At 55.6% G+C, this 16,317-nt stretch carries 15 protein-coding genes; 12 read left to right on the forward strand and 3 right to left on the reverse strand.

The annotated features are described in order from the left end of the window. Positions 1 to 3 precede the first annotated feature (3 nt). A complete protein-coding gene (locus HMPREF3039_RS05370) occupies positions 4 to 1,908 on the forward strand; it encodes an NPCBM/NEW2 domain-containing protein (protein WP_067571261.1) in 1,905 nt (634 codons plus the stop codon). 87 nt (positions 1,909 to 1,995) lie between these two features. Next, on the forward strand, positions 1,996 to 4,386 hold the full coding sequence (locus tag HMPREF3039_RS05375) for an LPS-assembly protein LptD (protein ID WP_067571263.1): 2,391 nt from the start codon (positions 1,996 to 1,998) through the stop codon (positions 4,384 to 4,386). Here the strand turns inward: HMPREF3039_RS05375 and HMPREF3039_RS14470 are convergent. Beyond that, on the reverse strand, positions 4,373 to 4,495 hold the full coding sequence (locus HMPREF3039_RS14470) for a hypothetical protein (RefSeq protein WP_269447927.1): 123 nt from the start codon (positions 4,493 to 4,495) through the stop codon (positions 4,373 to 4,375). The genes HMPREF3039_RS05375 and HMPREF3039_RS14470 overlap by 14 nt on opposite strands. A gap of 139 nt (positions 4,496 to 4,634) precedes the next feature. Between HMPREF3039_RS14470 and HMPREF3039_RS05385 the strand changes: the two genes are divergently transcribed. Beyond that, positions 4,635 to 5,282, forward strand: coding sequence for an NAD(P)H-dependent oxidoreductase (locus HMPREF3039_RS05385; RefSeq protein WP_067571266.1), 648 nt, complete (start codon positions 4,635 to 4,637; stop codon positions 5,280 to 5,282). Here HMPREF3039_RS05385 and HMPREF3039_RS05390 read toward each other — a convergent pair. Both HMPREF3039_RS05390 and HMPREF3039_RS05395 read right to left on the reverse strand, forming a co-directional pair. Next, entirely contained in the window at positions 5,279 to 6,064 is a 786-nt protein-coding gene (locus HMPREF3039_RS05390) for an RluA family pseudouridine synthase (protein ID WP_067571268.1), read from the reverse strand. The genes HMPREF3039_RS05385 and HMPREF3039_RS05390 overlap by 4 nt on opposite strands. Before the next feature lie 11 nt (positions 6,065 to 6,075). Continuing rightward, positions 6,076 to 6,768: a pseudouridine synthase gene (locus tag HMPREF3039_RS05395; RefSeq protein ID WP_067571270.1), complete on the reverse strand. Its 693-nt coding sequence runs from the start codon at positions 6,766 to 6,768 to the stop codon at positions 6,076 to 6,078. Positions 6,769 to 6,905: 137 nt separating this feature from the next. On the opposite strand from HMPREF3039_RS05395, the gene HMPREF3039_RS05400 reads away from it, so the two are divergent. The 9 genes from HMPREF3039_RS05400 (at position 6,906) to HMPREF3039_RS14340 (ending at position 16,303) form a co-directional block, all read left to right on the forward strand. Further along, positions 6,906 to 8,288 (forward strand): tetratricopeptide repeat protein, encoded by a 1,383-nt coding sequence (locus HMPREF3039_RS05400; RefSeq protein WP_067571272.1) that lies wholly within the window; start codon positions 6,906 to 6,908, stop codon positions 8,286 to 8,288. A 184-nt stretch (positions 8,289 to 8,472) separates the two neighbouring features. Beyond that, on the forward strand, positions 8,473 to 9,330 hold the full coding sequence (locus tag HMPREF3039_RS05405) for a hypothetical protein (RefSeq protein WP_067571274.1): 858 nt from the start codon (positions 8,473 to 8,475) through the stop codon (positions 9,328 to 9,330). Between the two features lie 433 nt (positions 9,331 to 9,763). Further along, on the forward strand, positions 9,764 to 10,249 hold the full coding sequence (locus tag HMPREF3039_RS13665) for a hypothetical protein (RefSeq protein WP_147549624.1): 486 nt from the start codon (positions 9,764 to 9,766) through the stop codon (positions 10,247 to 10,249). Between the two features lie 80 nt (positions 10,250 to 10,329). Beyond that, a complete protein-coding gene (locus HMPREF3039_RS05415; protein WP_067571278.1) occupies positions 10,330 to 11,253 on the forward strand; it encodes a hypothetical protein in 924 nt (307 codons plus the stop codon). Further along, positions 11,246 to 12,166, forward strand: coding sequence for a hypothetical protein (locus HMPREF3039_RS05420; RefSeq protein ID WP_147549621.1), 921 nt, complete (start codon positions 11,246 to 11,248; stop codon positions 12,164 to 12,166). Before HMPREF3039_RS05415 ends, HMPREF3039_RS05420 begins: the two co-directional genes overlap by 8 nt. A gap of 582 nt (positions 12,167 to 12,748) precedes the next feature. Next, the gene (locus tag HMPREF3039_RS05430; RefSeq protein WP_147549618.1) at positions 12,749 to 13,459 is read left to right on the forward strand and encodes a hypothetical protein; all 711 of its coding nucleotides are present in this window, start codon (positions 12,749 to 12,751) and stop codon (positions 13,457 to 13,459) included. Positions 13,460 to 13,514: 55 nt separating this feature from the next. Further along, positions 13,515 to 14,408: a hypothetical protein gene (locus HMPREF3039_RS05435; protein WP_067571283.1), complete on the forward strand. Its 894-nt coding sequence runs from the start codon at positions 13,515 to 13,517 to the stop codon at positions 14,406 to 14,408. A 142-nt stretch (positions 14,409 to 14,550) separates the two neighbouring features. Beyond that, a complete protein-coding gene (locus tag HMPREF3039_RS05440; RefSeq protein WP_067571285.1) occupies positions 14,551 to 15,414 on the forward strand; it encodes a hypothetical protein in 864 nt (287 codons plus the stop codon). A 64-nt stretch (positions 15,415 to 15,478) separates the two neighbouring features. Continuing rightward, positions 15,479 to 16,303: a hypothetical protein gene (locus HMPREF3039_RS14340; protein ID WP_167506735.1), complete on the forward strand. Its 825-nt coding sequence runs from the start codon at positions 15,479 to 15,481 to the stop codon at positions 16,301 to 16,303. Positions 16,304 to 16,317 lie beyond the last annotated feature (14 nt).

The following is a 16,317-nucleotide window of genomic DNA, read 5'->3' on the forward strand; positions in this document are numbered from 1 at the left end:
TTTATGTCTAAACGCTTTTTTGTACTCCTGCTGGCCCTGGGGATGGGGAACTGGAATGCCCTCGGCATGGACGGAGATGCCTCCACTGCCGCACCCGTTCAGCCTGCTGCGCCCGCAGCAGGAGCGGAGTTTACCCGCCTGCCCGTGAGCTGGAAGGCGAATCCCCGGGATGTCGCCACCGCAAAAGCGGCCTGGAAGACTTTGAACGCCTATCATCAGGGAAAACCCGTGTCCGGCAGAAAGCTGCATGTGGTTTACGTAACGTTCAAGGACAGGCCGGCCCTGGACAAGTACCGGGAACGGTATGACCATTTGCTGAAAAATATCCAGGCCTATTATGCAGACCAGATGCAGGCCAACGGTTTTCCTCCCCTGACGTTCAAGCTGGACCTGGACGACCGGGGCCGCCTGATTGTGCATGACGCCTATGTGGACAAGCCCATGAGCGGAATGAACGTGCAGAATTCCGGTCCCGTTTCCCGTGAGGCCGCCAGGAAGGTGCTGGCTTCCAAGGGAATCGACATTGAAAAGGAGCATGTGCTGATCATCTGCCAGCTTCCGGATGGCGTGGGGCCCTATTACGGCGGCGGCTTCAGCCACCAGGGCACCGGCTGGACATGTGACCAGGAAGGGCTGGACCCCGCCAATTTCCTGGACACATCCATGATGGAGGGAGGCCGCTTCAAAGTCACCAAAGGCAGGAATGCCTCCATTTACATAGGAGGAACGGCTCATGAACTGGGGCACTCCTTCGGTCTGCCCCACACGGGGACGGGATGGGATTATCCCGATGCCGGAGAATCTCTGATGGGTTCCGGCAATTATACATACGGCAATGAATTGCGCAAGGAGGGCAAGGGTTCGTTCCTGTCGCCCACGGACGCCTTGAAGCTGGCCAGCGTGCCTCTCTTCAACGGCGTGGAAACGTCCCTTCCTCCGGACGCCTCCTTCGGCCGCATGATCGGCAAGTACGTGCCGGGTTCCTTTGAACGGCTGGAGGCCGTTCCCGTCAAGGACGGCCTGCGCCTGAAAGGGAAGGCCAGGCTGGACCGCCCCGCCTACGGGGTTGTGGTCCATCTGGACCCGCCCGGCGGTTCCGACTATGATTCCAATGCCGTGGGCGCCGCGCTGAATGACGAGGGAGAGTTTGACCTGACCATTTGCAGGCCGGGCTTCAAGGGAGGCTTCATCGAGATGCGCGTGGCCGTCCTGAACTGCGACAGCACGCGCTGCATGACCACGCTGCCCGTGTGGCTGGACGGGAAGGGGGCCAGGGTGCCTTCGCTGGCCCAGTCCGTTTACTTCGGCGATGTGCAGAACCTGTGGATACGCGGCCGCATGGATGAGGCGAGAAAAGCGCTGGCGGAAGTGGAACGCAGGCATGGCGCCAGGCCGGAGGTGCAGGAATGGCTTCCTGTCTGGAAGCGCGCCCTGGAGCGCAGGGACGCCTCCCAGGAATTCACGCCCGCCGGAGTTCCCGCCGATCTTGCCAGCATCAGCCTGAATGACTGCAAGCCTTCCGTGGCCCAGGTGGGTTGGGCGGTTCCCCTGTGGGATGTCCTTTTCCCGTCGGATCTGGGGCCCGTTCCGTTCTTCAAGACCATAGGCCGTCCGGAACGTTTCATTCTGGCGCATGCCCCGGCGGTTTTCGCCTATGACCTGAATGGCGCCTGGAAGGAATTCCGGGCGGATGTGGGTCTTCCGTTCGGCTCCCGCGGCAGCGTCAGGTTCGGCGTTTATCTGGACGGGAAAAAGCTCTTTGAATCCCCCGTGCTGAAAGACGGCTCTTCCGTACCCGTCCAGGTGGCGGTGGAGGGCGGCAAAAAGCTGGAAATCCGCGTGGATGACGCCGGAGACGGGAATACGGCGGACTGGGGCATCATTGCCAATGGCGTTCTTGCCCGGTAAAATTTGGCGGCCACTGGCGGAGAAATGTGACATTAGGCTTGTCTTTTGTCCTTTCTCATAGTGTTCTGTGGACTAGCCATGATAGGGATGAACGCAAAGCTATGGGGCGCGGCGGCGCTGATCGCCTTGAGTGTGCCCCTGATTGCGGAAACGGCTGTGGAAGACGCTCCTGGCGGACCGCCTGCCGGAGACGGGGGGAAGGAAGACCGGACGGAACGCGCCGGAAACCTGTTTTCCGGTTCCATGATGCCGGAGATGCCCTCCTATCTGGAAATCTCCAACGACGGCCCTTTCCACTATATCCACGATCGCAAGACGTTCATCTTTGAAGGCGCTCCGCAGGTTCACATCGTTACGGACACCGGGCTGGAAGTGTTTGCCGACCGGGCGGAGGTGGATGCCGCCGCCGACAAGGTTTTTTTCAAGGGCAACCTGTCCATTTACCAGCATGACAGCCGGACGAACACCAGCAGCCTGACGCGCGCCGGCAGTGCGGAATACGACCGGAAAAGCGACTTGTTCACGTCCGATGCGCTGCGGACGAAGGTGGACGGGATGATTCTGCGCAGCGGCAACTTCGAGTACAGGACGGACGAGAAGGGGGAACCCTATCTGGAGGCATTTAATGCTTCCGTAACGGCGGAGGACGTCAGCGACCCCCTCACGTGGATTTCTGCGGACAGGATACGCGTTTACCCGGAAGACAGGTTTTCCTTCAAGAATCTGACGCTCCATTACGGCGGCGTTCCCTTCTTTTATTTCCCCTACCTCAGCCATTCCCTGAATCCGGAGGTGGGGTACCTGCCCATGCCCGGCGTCAGGTCCATCTGGGGGCCTTACCTGCTGAACGAATACGGTTTTCTGCTGGGGAACAGGAGGGTGGAAAACCACATGCCCTCCGCCGATTACCTGGGCACCCTGCATCTGGACTACCGCACCCGGCGCGGTTTTGCGTACGGCCTGGACATCCGGGACGTGCCGCTGGAGGAGAGATGCCCGGACATGACGGGCCTGTCCGTGTACATGACCCGTGACCGTGGGGCGAAGATTTCCGCGGGCGACGACGAGTACCGTGAACACCTGGACCCCGACAGGTGGCGCCTGGCGCTCCAGCAGATGTGGTCCCTCCGGGAAAACGCCCTGACGGAATGGCGTCTGAAGGCCAACGTCAACATGCTGAGCGACGAGTACATGCTGCGTGACTTCTATCCGGAAATCTACCAGCGCAACTCCTCTCCGGACAACACGGTGCTTCTTTCCCGCACGGACGATACCCATGATTTTTCCCTTCTGCACCGTTTCGTGCCCAACAATTTCTACATGGCGGACCAGCGGACGGAGTTGAGCTACGAGCGCATCAAGTCTCCCGTCTTCCGCTCTCCCGTCATGTATGAAAGCCGCACCAGCTTCGCCTTCCTGAAGCAGTATGTGCCTCCCTTCATGCGGACGGATTTACGGGACCTGGTGGACCGCCTGGACCCGGGAAGCCCTGCCTATGACTACTGGGCCCGCATGCTCATGACGGACGGATACAGCAGGTTCCACACATTCCACGAATTTTCCGCTTCCCATAAAATCATGGGATTCCTGAACCTCACCCCCAAGCTGGGCGGCGGCTACACGGGATATTATGATACGGGAGACAACAAGCCGCTCAACCAGGGCATTTTTTACGCGGGGGCGGACGCGGACTTCAAATTCTCCCGCCGCTATTCTTCGGTGTACAGTGATTCGCTGGGACTCAACGGCATGAACCACATTGTCCAGCCGCACTTCACGCTGGCGTACGTGAAGACCAACACGCTGCATGAACTTTACCCCCAGATTGACGGGGAAACGCCTACTACCAATCCCCTTTCCCTGAGCATGGGAAGGTACACGGAAATCGATTCCCTTTCTACCGGACTGGTTTTCCGCTACGGGCTCCGCAACATGCTGATGACCAGCCGGGATGCCAATTCCCACCGCTGGTTTTCCTGGGACGTGTTCATGGATGCCTACCTGTATGATCCCGTTGACCAGCGGGACTTCTCCAACCTGTTCTCCTTCATGCGCTGGAATCCCGTGCCGTGGATGGAGTTCCGGTCGGAAATGCAGGCGCCCCTTCTGGGCAAGGACAAGGTTTCCGGCTGCCGTGAGTATAACAACTCCCTGCGCTTCATGCCCTGGCGGTCCACGGAAATTTCCGTGGGGCACCGTTATTTGAACCAGCACGCCCTGCTGGAGGACAACAGCCAGCTTGACCTGCGCATTCTCCAGCGTTTTTCGGAAGCCTGGGCTTTCAGCGGCAAATGGCGTTTCTCCCTGCTGGATGGCAAGCTGGATATCCAGGAATACAACGTGTATCACAATATGGGTTCATGGTACCTGGGCGTGGGAGCCTTCGTCCGCAAAAACGGCGGCAGGAATGAATTCGGCCTGGGCATTAGCTTCACGATCCAGGAAACCGGGGACCATATGCCGGTCAAATTCCTGTAGCCTTGCACTTGGAGACGGCAAAGGGAAATGCCGTGGGAACGGTGGAGATAGCCTTTTCCGCGCATTCCGCCGTTTCTTCCGGATGACGGCCGGGGCGTTTTGGCGCCATGACGCCTGTGTGCCGGAACCTTGGCTTGCATTCCGGCAGAGAAAAAGGATGATGGGGCATACAGGGCGGAAGCGGATGGCATGAAAAGTGCGTTTGGGCGCCATGCATCCGCAGGAAGCTCCGAACCATTGGTCTTATCATGAATATGAATGCTCAGGAATTGATTAAAACGCTGGAATGGCGCTACGCCACCAAAATATTCAACCCGGACCGCCACATTCCGGAGGCGGACTGGAACGCCCTGCTGGAATCCCTGCATTTGAGCCCTTCCTCCCTGGGGTTGCAGATGTGGAAGTTCATTGACGTGCAGGATCCGTCCGTGCGTGCGGAGCTCCGCTCCGTTTCCTGGGACCAGCCGCAGGTGACGGATTCCTCCCGTCTGGTGGTGTTCTGCGCGCGCAGGGGCTTTTCCCCGGAAGACGTGCAGCGCTATCTGGAACGCATTGTGGAAGTGCGCGGCGTGACGATGGAATCCCTGAACCTTTACCGGGAACGCATTGTTGAGCTGGCGGGCTCCAAATCCCCGGACGTGCTCAAGGCATGGCTGGAACGCCAGGTGTATATCGCGCTGGGATTCATGATGAGCTGCGCTGCGGACCTGCGGATAGACACGTGCGCGCTGGAAGGCATGGACCCGGAGGCATACGACCGCATCCTGAAACTGGAGGATTCCCCGTATTATACGCTCTGCGCGCTGGCGCTGGGCTACCGGGATGAGGAAGCGGACAAGTACGCCCGGCTGGCCAAGGTCCGGTTTGACCGCGGCGACGTCATCCAGGTGATCTAAGGTTTGCCTTCCTGAAGTCCCAGCAGCCTTTTCATATCCTCCGGCAGGGGGGATTCCGCGGTGAAGGTTTCTTCATCAAAGGGAAACTCCAGCCGGCAGGCGTGCAGGGCATGGCGGGGCAGGATCAGCTGCTCCTCCAGTTCCCGGCTCCAGCCGTGCTGGATGTATTCCAGGTAGCAATCCTCGGAGGGGCCGTAAATCTTGTCCCCCGCGATGGAATGGCCCAGATGCGCCAGATGCACGCGTATCTGGTGCATGCGGCCTGTTTCCGGAATGCACCGGACCAGGGCCAGAAGGCCGCTGGCCGATTTCAGGGTGCGCTCTACACGGAATGCCGTAATGCATTCCTTTCCGGCGGGATGCACTGTTTGTTTTACCCAGATGCGGCTTTCCCCTACTTCCCCCTGCCGCAGGATGGGGGCCGTGCAGACTGTTTCCTTCCATTCTGGCCATCCCCTGACGATGGCCAGGTATTCCTTGTGCATCAGCCGCCGTTGCATGGCGCGCCCCAGCTGGCGGGCGGCGCTTCTGTTTTTCGCAATCAGGGTCAGGCCGCTGGTTTCCCTGTCCAGCCGGTTGACAAGGGAAAGGGCGGCTCCGTTGACCAGTTCGTAACGCAGCAGCTCCTCCACGCCTTCCAGCAGGTTGGGTTCCCGCTTCCCGTTGGACGGATGGACGATCAGCGGGGCTCCCTTGCTCACCACAATCCAGTCTTCCGACTCCGCCGCCACATCAAAATGAGGAAAACAGGAAATGGGCTCGTCGGAGATGGGAATCCACATGGAAGGAGGGATTAAATCATGTCCGGACGGATGGGCGTCCAGGCTCCGGGTTCCAGGTTCAGGTCTTCAAGCTTCAGCCTGCCGATGGAAACGCGGCGCAGGGAGGCCACGGGAGCGCCCACGGCGGCCAGCATGCGGCGCACCTGGTGGTACTTTCCTTCCGTCAGCGTCAGCAGTGCGCGGCGCGGTTCCAGGATTTCCAGGCGGGCGGGGGCGCAGGGGTGCCTTTCTCCCTCCAGCGTCAGCGTGCCGGCGGCGAACAGTTCCACGGCCTCCGCCGGGATGTCCTGTTCCGTAACAGCCTCGTACACTTTGGCAACGTGGTGTCTGGGGGAAGTCATGCGGTGGATGAACTTGCCGTCGTCCGTGATCAGGAGCAGTCCGGACGTTTCCTTGTCCAGCCGTCCGACGGAGGAAACGGCGGGATTCCGGTGTCTCCACTGGAAGGGCAGGAGGTCGTAAATCACGTCTCCTTCCTCTTCGTCGTGGCTGCATGTGTAGCCGGCTGGCTTGTGGAGGGCCGCATACAGCCCTTCCGGGAATTCCACCGGTTCTCCGTCTATCAGGACGTCTTCCGCCTGAACTTTGTCCGCGGGGTTGGCGCACGCGCTCCCTCCGGAGGTAATGGAGTGGCGTTTGATCCATCCCGGCGCTTCCCGCCTGGAACAGTACCCGTAGCGGGATAAAAGAGCGTCCAGTCTCATGCGGCGTATTTTTTCCTAACGGGAACAAAAAACAAGATTGAAATATGCCCCACTGATTGATAGTATTAAACTATTACATGCGGGAACTCCCTGTTTGGAGTTTTTCCGATGCTTATCATTTACACTCATATAGTTCCATGATTGATACGATTACAGAAGACCAGCTGACCCCCCAGCAGGCCGAATTTTGGGTGCGCGCCCGCCAGGCGGTGGATATGAACAATTTTCCCTATGCTGTCAGCCTTCTCAAGGCGCTGGTGAAGCAGCTTCCGGGCTTTCTGGAAGGCCGGCAGGCCCTGCGCGCCTGTGAAATCAAGCTGAATCCGGAGCCCAAGAAGGGCGGCCTGTTCAGCGGCATGAAAATCAGCACCAGCAAGCTCACCTCATCCAAGAAGGATGCGGCCACCCAGCTCTCCTCCCTGGAGGACGAACTGGAAAACGATCCTTACAGCATTCCGGTGAACGAGGCGCTGTACGCAGCCGCCATGGAGGTGGACTTTCCGGACCTGGCCGCCTTTGCGCTGGAAACCATCCGCCAGGGGCACCCCACCAACAAGAAAATGCTCCATATGCTGGCTGCCCACTATGTCTCCAGAGATCTTCCGGCCAAGGCCGCGGAAGTGTTCCACGACATCGTGAAGCTGGACCCCACGGACAGCGTGGCCGTGAAAAGCGAGAAGGACTGCATGGCCCGCGCCACGATGCAGCAGCAGAAGTGGGAGGAGGCCAAGAGCTTCAAGGACGTGATGAAGGATTCTTCCGAAACGAACGCCCTGGACAAGAGCGACAAAAAGGGCCTTACCCGTGCGGAACTGGAAGAACGCCTGGGCCTTCTTTCCGCCCGCTATGCCCAGAACCAGCAGGATCAGGCCGTGGTGCGGGACATCGCCAACGTTTACGAACAGATGGAGGACTGGGCCAACGCCTATTCCTTCTATAGCTACGCCTTCAGTCTCAGCAACAACGACATCTCCCTGGAAAACAAGGCCGGGGAAATGAACGAGCGCCTGCGCAAGGCCCAGGTGGAGGAAATCCGCAAGCGCGCCGCTGCGGACCCTGACAACAAGGAGCTTCAGGAGCAGCTGGCCCAGTTCAGCCGGGAAGCCGCCGAACAGCAGGTGGCCCTGTGCCGCCAGCGCGTGGAAAACAATCCCACGGACCCGCAGACGCGTTTTGAACTCGGGCAGGCCCTCTTTGACTGCGGCAACTACACGGAGGCCATCCCGGAACTCCAGCGCGCCCGCAACAACCCCCATATCCGCATCCGCGCCATGCTGCTGCTCGGCAAATGCTATGACGCCAAGAACATGCACGACATGGCCCTTCGCCAATTGGAAGAGGCCAACAAGGAATTGATTGAAATGAATGACACCAAGAAGGAAATCCTCTACATGATCGGCCTGCTTTATGAAAAGCTCGGCAAGAAGGAGGAATCCCTGGCGGCATTCCAGCAGATTTACGATGCCGAATACGGCTACCGGGACGTGGCCCGGCGCGTAGAATCCTCTTACGGCAGTTAACGGCTGCCTGCCGCATCTCAGACGGAAACGGGATATCCCTTTGACGGGGTATCCCGTTTTTTATGGAGGCAGGGGGTGAATGCCGCAGGAAACGGCGGAAAAAAGGTCCGGCAGTTTTCAGTGCCTCCGGAATGCTGATTTTTTCTCTTGCCCCTTGAACGGGAAATGCTAGCGTTAATCATTCATGAAAAATGGTTTTGTGAAGTTCCTGGCTGTATGCGCCTTGTGTCCGTTGGCCGTCCACCTTTCCCGGAGCGGGGACGTTCCGGAGAAGGAAACTCTTTCCGCATCCCTGTGTTCAGCCCATGCCAGAACATGGTGGCGGCCCGGTGTCAAAAATCCGGAAAAGACGTTTCATGTGGATTTGGAAATCATGAAGCCTGCCTTGTGGAGGATGGTGTACTGCAATGAGAAAGATGCCCGTCTGGCTGTGCATGATTCCACGGGCGGCCGTTCCGGCGTCCTCTGTTGCGAAGAATCCCTGTTTATGGAGGACCTGGAATATCCGGTACTGGAAATGGAATGCAGGGACTGGCTTCCTGCGGCCGGGGCGGCATGGGTGGAACTGAAAGGGAAAATTCCGTGCATCATCGGAAAGGAAGAGGCCTTGTCCGAACGTCTTTCCTTCACCATGGGGCAGAAAGACCAGAAGAAGCCTTTGCTTCTGAAACGAGCCGTTCTTGAGGAGGACGGAAGCGAAAAGGATGGACGGGGCTCCCTGGAGATGTCATTTGTCCGGGACAGGGATTCCGGGGGGCACAGGATGGAGGTGAAGTTGAAATCTTCCCAGTATATGGGGATTCTGCGACTGGAGCTGACGACGCCGGAAGGCGCTCCTTTTCCGGCGAAAGAAGATTTATTCAGCCGTAGCAGCTCATCCGGGGAATATTCATGGTTCTGGTCTTATTTATTGAATCCGGATGAGAAAGGGAAAGTTCATGTTTCCGTGAATTACATGACCGGGCTGGAATGGGTGGATATGCCTGTGGAAATTAAATTCGGCATGTCCGGACTGGTGCAGGATTCTCAAAAGGGCGAATGATATGAAGATGATGCAGTCCATAGGACACGGCGCGGGAATCTTTCTTCTGTTTTCCGGAGCGGCATTCTCCAGCGAGGGCGGAAAGGATGTGCCCGCAGAAGTGGGGGTGTCATTTACGCAAGTAGGACTGGAACGTGACATGTGGTTTGACGGAGAGAAGAGTCCATTGGAATGGAGGTGCCGTGCCGTTCTTTTTATCCATGACCGTTGGGGATTCTGGAATCCTTCGAATACGGAGTGGCAATTCATGGAGGCCGTGGATTCCACAGGCCGGGAATTATCTCCGGTGAGGTTTGACTTGGGAAGGATGGATCAAAGCCGTGACAGGGGAATCTCTTATATGGAGATTGAAGGCTTTGCTCCATCTCTTCCTTCTCCCGGGGCGGAGTGGGTGCGGTTGAAAGGGTTGCTGAGGGTCCCCGAGGCACTCATCTTGGAGAGCCCTGTTTATGCACTCCCCCTGCGGAAGGGGGCGTCCGTCCTTATTCCCTTGCCGGGGAATGAAAAAGGGAATACGGGGAAGTTGGAGGATGTGGTGGCGTCCGACGACAGGCCGATGGGGATGCTTTATTTCAAGGATTTTACGTGGACGAGGAAGGATGGGAAAAAGACCTTTTCCGTAACGGTTTGCCTGGACGTGGATACTCCCTTTTATCTGGATGAATTCCAGTTGCTTGACGAAAAAGGCAAATTGCTGTCCGCCGGCATGGACAGTTATTCTTCATCCGGAAATGATAATTCAATAATATGGGAAACCGCGTTGGAGTTTTCCCCCACCACAGAAATGGAGAGTCTAGGGATACGGTTGCGTTATCAAGGAGAACCGGAACATGTATCCGTCCCTGTGGACGTCAAGCTGGGCATGGGCGGGGAAATCCGGAAGGAACCGGAGAAGCGGAAGGAAAGGCGGAATGGATAGGAACTCCGCATGAGGGGAATGATCTGGATTTTTGGAGGCCGGAACTGCGTTTTGACCTTGTTTCCGGGAGGAGGGCTGGTATGGTGAAAACTCCCCCCTGTACCCTCCCTGTCATGCTGTACCGTTTTTTATTCCCTGCCGCCATCGCCTGCGGCCTGATAACGCCGTGTTTTTCTTCCGGAGAAGAATCCGTTCCGGAACCGTCCGTTGACATATCCTTTTATCAATGGTCCACGAACACGTCTTTTCGGCAGACGCCTCCTGTGGAGAGCAGGGAATTCCAGCTGGAAATGAAGGTCGCCGGAAATTCTCCCTGGAAGGTAATCTATTGTGAAGATAAAGAACATGAATTGAGCCTGAAGGATTCCACAGGATCCTCATGTTCCGGGATGGAATGCAGGTATTACGCTTCCCCTAAGCCGGAAAGGGACAGGAGGGATGGCATTGTTTACGTAACTGCGGATTCCTGGCTTCCTTCCCCGGACGCTGTGTGGACGGAAGTGAAAGGCGACATTCCCTGCGTGGTGTCTTGTGCCACGGCTGATTCGGAAAGCGTGAAAATCAAGCTGGAGAAGGGATTTTCCATTCCTGTGGTGCTAAAGAACGCCGGAATGGAACAGGAAGGAGGGAAAGGCGGCCATGATGTGGAAGCTGTGCTGGAGGTGGAAAATTATCAGGCAGGGAAAGAGGAAGACTCCGGCAGCTGGCTGGTGCTCCAGCTGACTTCCTCTGAAAAGATAGGTTTTCTGGATTTTGAATTGAAGGCGGCTGATGGTACTGTGTTATCGGTTAGAACCTCCGGGAGGGGATTTGGAACGGCTAAAGACAAGTATGAATGGAATCGATATTTGTCTGTAGAGGGAATAGAGGGCAATGAACTGTCCGTAACTGTCAGGCATGCGGTGAATTTGAGGAGGATCATGGCTCCGGTTGATGTCCGGAGCGGCCTCTTCGGGCAGATGGAGAAGATGGAAATGAAGAAAGAGGGAGATGGCCATGAATAGGAAAAGTGTGGTAAACATGCTGCTTGTTCTGGGCGCTGCCGCTGCCATGGGCACGGGAGCATGGGGGGAAGAGGCGGCGGAGAAACCCGTAAAGGCCAGATTTATCTCCGTGAAGGTGGCAAGCAAGGAATCATGGGTGAACGGGGAGTTGAAGGAAGGTCCCTTGCAACTGGTTTTTGAGACGAGGCTGGATATCAAGCCCTCTTTGTCTTTCCAAAGTAATTCCGATTCCATTCAATATCTGGAAATGACGGATTCCTCCGGAAGAAAGCTGGCCCCTGTGGAATTCAATCTGGGCTATCTGTATCAGCAGGGTGATGATGGAGAAGCATATGCATGCGTGTTCGGGAAAGCCGGGGAATTGCCTCTTCCGGATGTGGCATGGCTCCGGCTGAAGGGGATGCTGAAGGTTCCCGTCGCCCGGCTGGTGACGGGGCCTGTTCATGAACTCGTTCCAAAAAAGGGAACGGAAATGCATGTTCCGCTGCCCAGGGAGACGGATGATAAAACTGCCGCTCCCAAAGATATCGTAGTGGCAGGAGATCCCTCCACGGGAAGGCTTTTTCTTGATGAATATGAGGTGGTTGAAAAGGAGGGCAAGAAAACGGTTACGGCAGAGATCGGGCTGGAGACGGATGTTCCTTTTGAACTGGAAGGATTCCAGGTTCTGGATGTCAAAGATGCCGTTCTGAAAACCGATTTGAGGGGCAGTTCTTCCGGAAGGTCGGGAGATTCAAGGAAGTGGACAAGATATCTCCGGTTTGAGGCTCCGAAAGACTTCTCGAAAATGAGAATAAGAATGGTGTACAGGGTTCCTGTGGAATCCGTGGCCGTTCCCGTGGATGCCAAAATAGGCATGAGGGGTGAGATACCGGAGGAGCCGGAAAAGGGAAAGGGCGGGGAGCGCCGGTAATGCGTGCTTGGGAGTGAAGATACGGCAATTTTGGGAAGTTGCTGGGATGGGCATTGGTATAGGGACATGGATTCGCGGGTGGTTGTGTCCTTCCGCAGTCTTTTCATGACTTGACGTTTCCCATTTTCGTTCGGATGTGTGTTGCAGGATGGCCTTTGTTGTTCCATCGTTGAAAAACCGGCTTCCGGAAAGTCTGCCGTATCCGTTTCGTGGCACGGTTGTATGCAGCGTGAAACTGCCGGAAATTGGCAAAAGCGTGGAATCCGTCTTCTTTCCGGGAATGTCGTGGAAGCATTTTCCCGTTTCCGCCGGGCATGATTCTCGTCTTTGGCGGGATGTTTACGTTTTCCCGGCAAAGGTATATTTTAAAAGTTGATTCAGAAAATAAAAATGTTACTTGTATGAAATAACAAACTACCTGTGAATGAGATGATACAGTATTTCCATCTGCCCCGGGTGGCAGCCGTTTGCTGTTTTTTGCTTGCTTTCCCTTCCTATGGGGAGAAAGGAACCGAAAATCCGGCTTTTTCCGCTTCGCTGTACAAATGGTCGACAAGGCCTGCCGAATCCGGGGATTTTCCCTTGAAGCGGGAACTTCAAATAGGCCTGAAGATCAAGGAGGAATCCGATTGGAAAATCGCCTATTTCCGGGAAGGAGGGACCGGTGTGACTGTGGTGGATTCAAGGGGTTCCTCCTGCTCCGGCATGAAGAGCGATTATTCCGTTTTTTTCTCTTCCGGATGCCGCATCAGGAATGAAAGAATCCTTCTGTCAACGGAGTCGTGGCTGCCGTCGGCGGGAGCGAAGTGGATTGAGGTAAAGGGAAACTTGCCTTGTGTCGTTTCCCGTGATTCTTCCTTGTCGGAAGATGTTGTGCTGAAGCTGGTCGATGATTTTTCAGCACCCCTGGTACTCAAGGGCGCCGCCCTGGATGGTGGGGATGTGAATGTTGTGCTGAAAGTGGGTTTCAATACACCGAGTCCCTCTAGAGAGGGCATTCGCGGGTTCTCCATCAGCATGAGCTCCGAAATGCCGGTGGGATTTCTGGATTTTGAGGTGCAAAGAGCGGACGGGACAGCGATTCTGGGAAAGTTCGGCGGGGAAAAAGAAAGAAATTCCGGACGGAAATATTCGTGGTACCAGTTTCTGGCACTGGACGGCATGCAGGATGAAGAAGTGATTGTGTCCGTCAAATATCTGGTCAGCTTGAAGGAAGCCGTGATCCCCGTGCAGGGGCGCAGCGGCCTGTTCGGCACGGTGGTGAAGGAAAAGGTTCAACCGGGAAGGAATTGAGATGAAAGAGCATGAGATGATGAGGAGTGCCCGGATTTTTCTCTGTACCGTTTCCATGGCATGGGCTGCCTTGGTGAATGGCGGCAATGCCGCGGAGGAAAATCCCGTGAAAGTTGGAGTGGGCCATGTCGGCTGGGAGCCCCATCTGATGTGGCACAGCAGCGGTGAAGAAGATCTGGGGGATTTTAAAGAAACGGATTCGGAGTTGATAATATCACTCATGTTGAGTATCAGGGAACCGTTGTGTTTTCCGGAAAATGCCAATGGCGGAAAACAGGTTTTAGATCTCCTTGATTCCTCCGGCAGGAAGCTGGCTCCGGTTACGTTCGATGTGAAACAATTATTTCAACAACAGAAAAAAGGAGTTACTTATACATTCATTACCGGAACTTTGAAAGAGGGGCCGGAGCCGGATATCTCCTGGCTGCGTTTGAAAGGGGAATTGAAGATACCCCTTGCGCGGCTTCAGGAAAGTCCGGTTTATGAACTGGCCTTCCAGCCGGGGGCGCAGATGGATGTTCTGCTGCCTCGCGGGAATACGGAGGAAGAGGCGGGAAATGGCGACATTGTCGTAGGTGAAGATGATTCTGCGGGAAAGCTTTCCCTCCATGAGTGCGAGACTTTTGAAAAGGAGGGGAAAAAGATGGCCCGGGTGGAAATTTCGTTGGATTTGGAGTCTCTTTTTGAACTGGCTGAGTTCCAGATATTGAATGACAGGAATGAAGTTCTGGAAACTACATGCCGATGGTGGGAAGGAGGCTTTTTTCTCTCTTCCTACTCGAAGAGAGTGCTTGAATTTGAAGCACCGGAAGATATCCGGAAACTCAGGATCAGGCTGCTTTACAGAGTGCGGCAGAAGACGGTCACCGTTCCGGTGGATATTAAATTTGGCATGAGGGGGGAAATCCGGGAGGAACCGGAAAAAGGGAAGGGCGCCCTCCTCCGTTGATTGTTGCACCGCACCCGGTACTGATTTTTTGGGAAATTATCCATGTTGATGATTGTGAGTAAATAATATATTTATTGGAATGAGACTAACGTTTAACTGTTTTATGTTTTGCCGTTTTTTATTCTGCCCGGCTGTTTGGGGGATGGCCCTTTGCTCTTCCTCTTTTGCCGGGGAAATACCTGAAGAACCTGTCATCACCGTTTCCCCTTACAACTGGTCCACACAATCTGTACGGAGGGGAGATCCTTCAAAGAAGCGGCAGCTTGATCTTGAGTTGAAAGTCACGATGAAGGCCGTAGAAGAGTCCGGTTGGAAAATTGCCTGCTGCGGAGTCGGTGAAGGAGGATTGAAGCTGGCGGACTCGGAAGGTTCTTCCTGCCCCGGCATGGAGTGTTGTTATGATGACTCACCCTCGTTGCTGGAGGGGCTGGAGAAGGGTAAAAGGATTACTTTGTCCACGGAGTCCTGGCTGCCGTCGGCAGACGCGAAATGGATGGAGGTGAGCGGAAAGATACCCTTCCTCATCTGCCGGACTTCTTTCATGTCGGAAAGCGTTTCCCTGAAAATGGAGGAGGGGAGTTCTGTTCCCCTGGTGCTCCGGAACGCCGGTCCGGATGGAGGGGATGTGGATGCCGTATTGGAGGTGGTTCCCTATAAGGTCATCGGGAGCCAGGGGTTTGTATCGCTTCGCCTGTTCGCACCGTCAAAGATAGGTTTTTTGGGAGCTAACGTGGAATCCGAAGATGGAGCCGTACTGCCCGTGGATGGACCGTCGGAATATGTTCCCGGGGAAGTGGGCCATCCCGGCAGGAAATACTGCTGGATCATGAACTTCCGGGAGGAGGACATCAAAGAGGGGGAATGGAAGGTAGCCGTCAAATATGCGGACGAATTGAAAGAAATCATGGTTCCGGTACAGGCTCGGTTCGGTCTGTTCGGAGTAATGGAAAACCGGAATATTCAACAGGAAGAGAATGGAGATGAGAAAGCACGGCATGATAAGTAACTGGCTTGTCCTGGCGGCGGTGGCCGTCTCATGGGTGGCGGTTCAGACAGGAAGCGGAGCGGCGGTGGAAAATGGAGTGGGCGTTGGAATGGACAATGTTGGGTGGGGTAGCGATCGGAGGTGTCGGAACGGCGTTTGGGAAGAAAGCGCTCTCAAGTTGAAATTCTGCATGGTTTTGAGCGTCAGTGAACCGCGATGTTTTGGGCAATATGCCGACACCGGGTTGCAGTATCTGGATGTAACGGACTCTTCCGGACGAAAACTGGCACCGGCGGAAATCCGTTTGTCAGCACCGATTCAGATTGCGGCGGATGGCATGGTGTATTTACGCATTTCCGGGACTGCCGGAGAAGCGCCCGGCCCGGATGCCTCCTGGCTGTGTTTGAAAGGAACGCTGCGGGTGCCTCTTGCCCGGCTGGTAAAGGGAGACGTTTATGAACTGCTTGCGGAGAAAGGAACGGAAGTTTACATTGACGTGCCCGGCAGCAACGGCGGGGAAGGGGAGGCAAGTGAAGATGTGGTGACAGCCCGGACGGCTTCTTCCTCAAGAATTGTTCTGAAAGAATATAAAAAAATTGAGTATGAGGGCAAAAAAATGGTCAAAGCGGAGATTGGCCTGGAGGCAGACGCCCCCATTGAGCTTTCTGCATTTCAAATCTTGAATGACAAGAATGAAGTCCTGGAAACCATGACTGGGGGAATGTCCTATTCTCCAGTGGAATCTTCCTGTAGAGCGGATGCCACGTACTTTTTTGAGGACCCTGGAGACGGGAAAAAACTCAGGATCCGGCCGATTTACAGGGCCTTCCGGAAACTAGTAAAAATTCCGGTAGATATCAAATTTGGCATGAGGGGAGAAATACGGGATGAGCCGCAAAAGAGGAAATAATATCCTCACCGGAA

This window comes from Akkermansia sp. KLE1798, from assembly GCF_001580195.1.
GTDB classification, from domain to species: Bacteria; Verrucomicrobiota; Verrucomicrobiia; order Verrucomicrobiales; family Akkermansiaceae; genus Akkermansia; species Akkermansia biwaensis.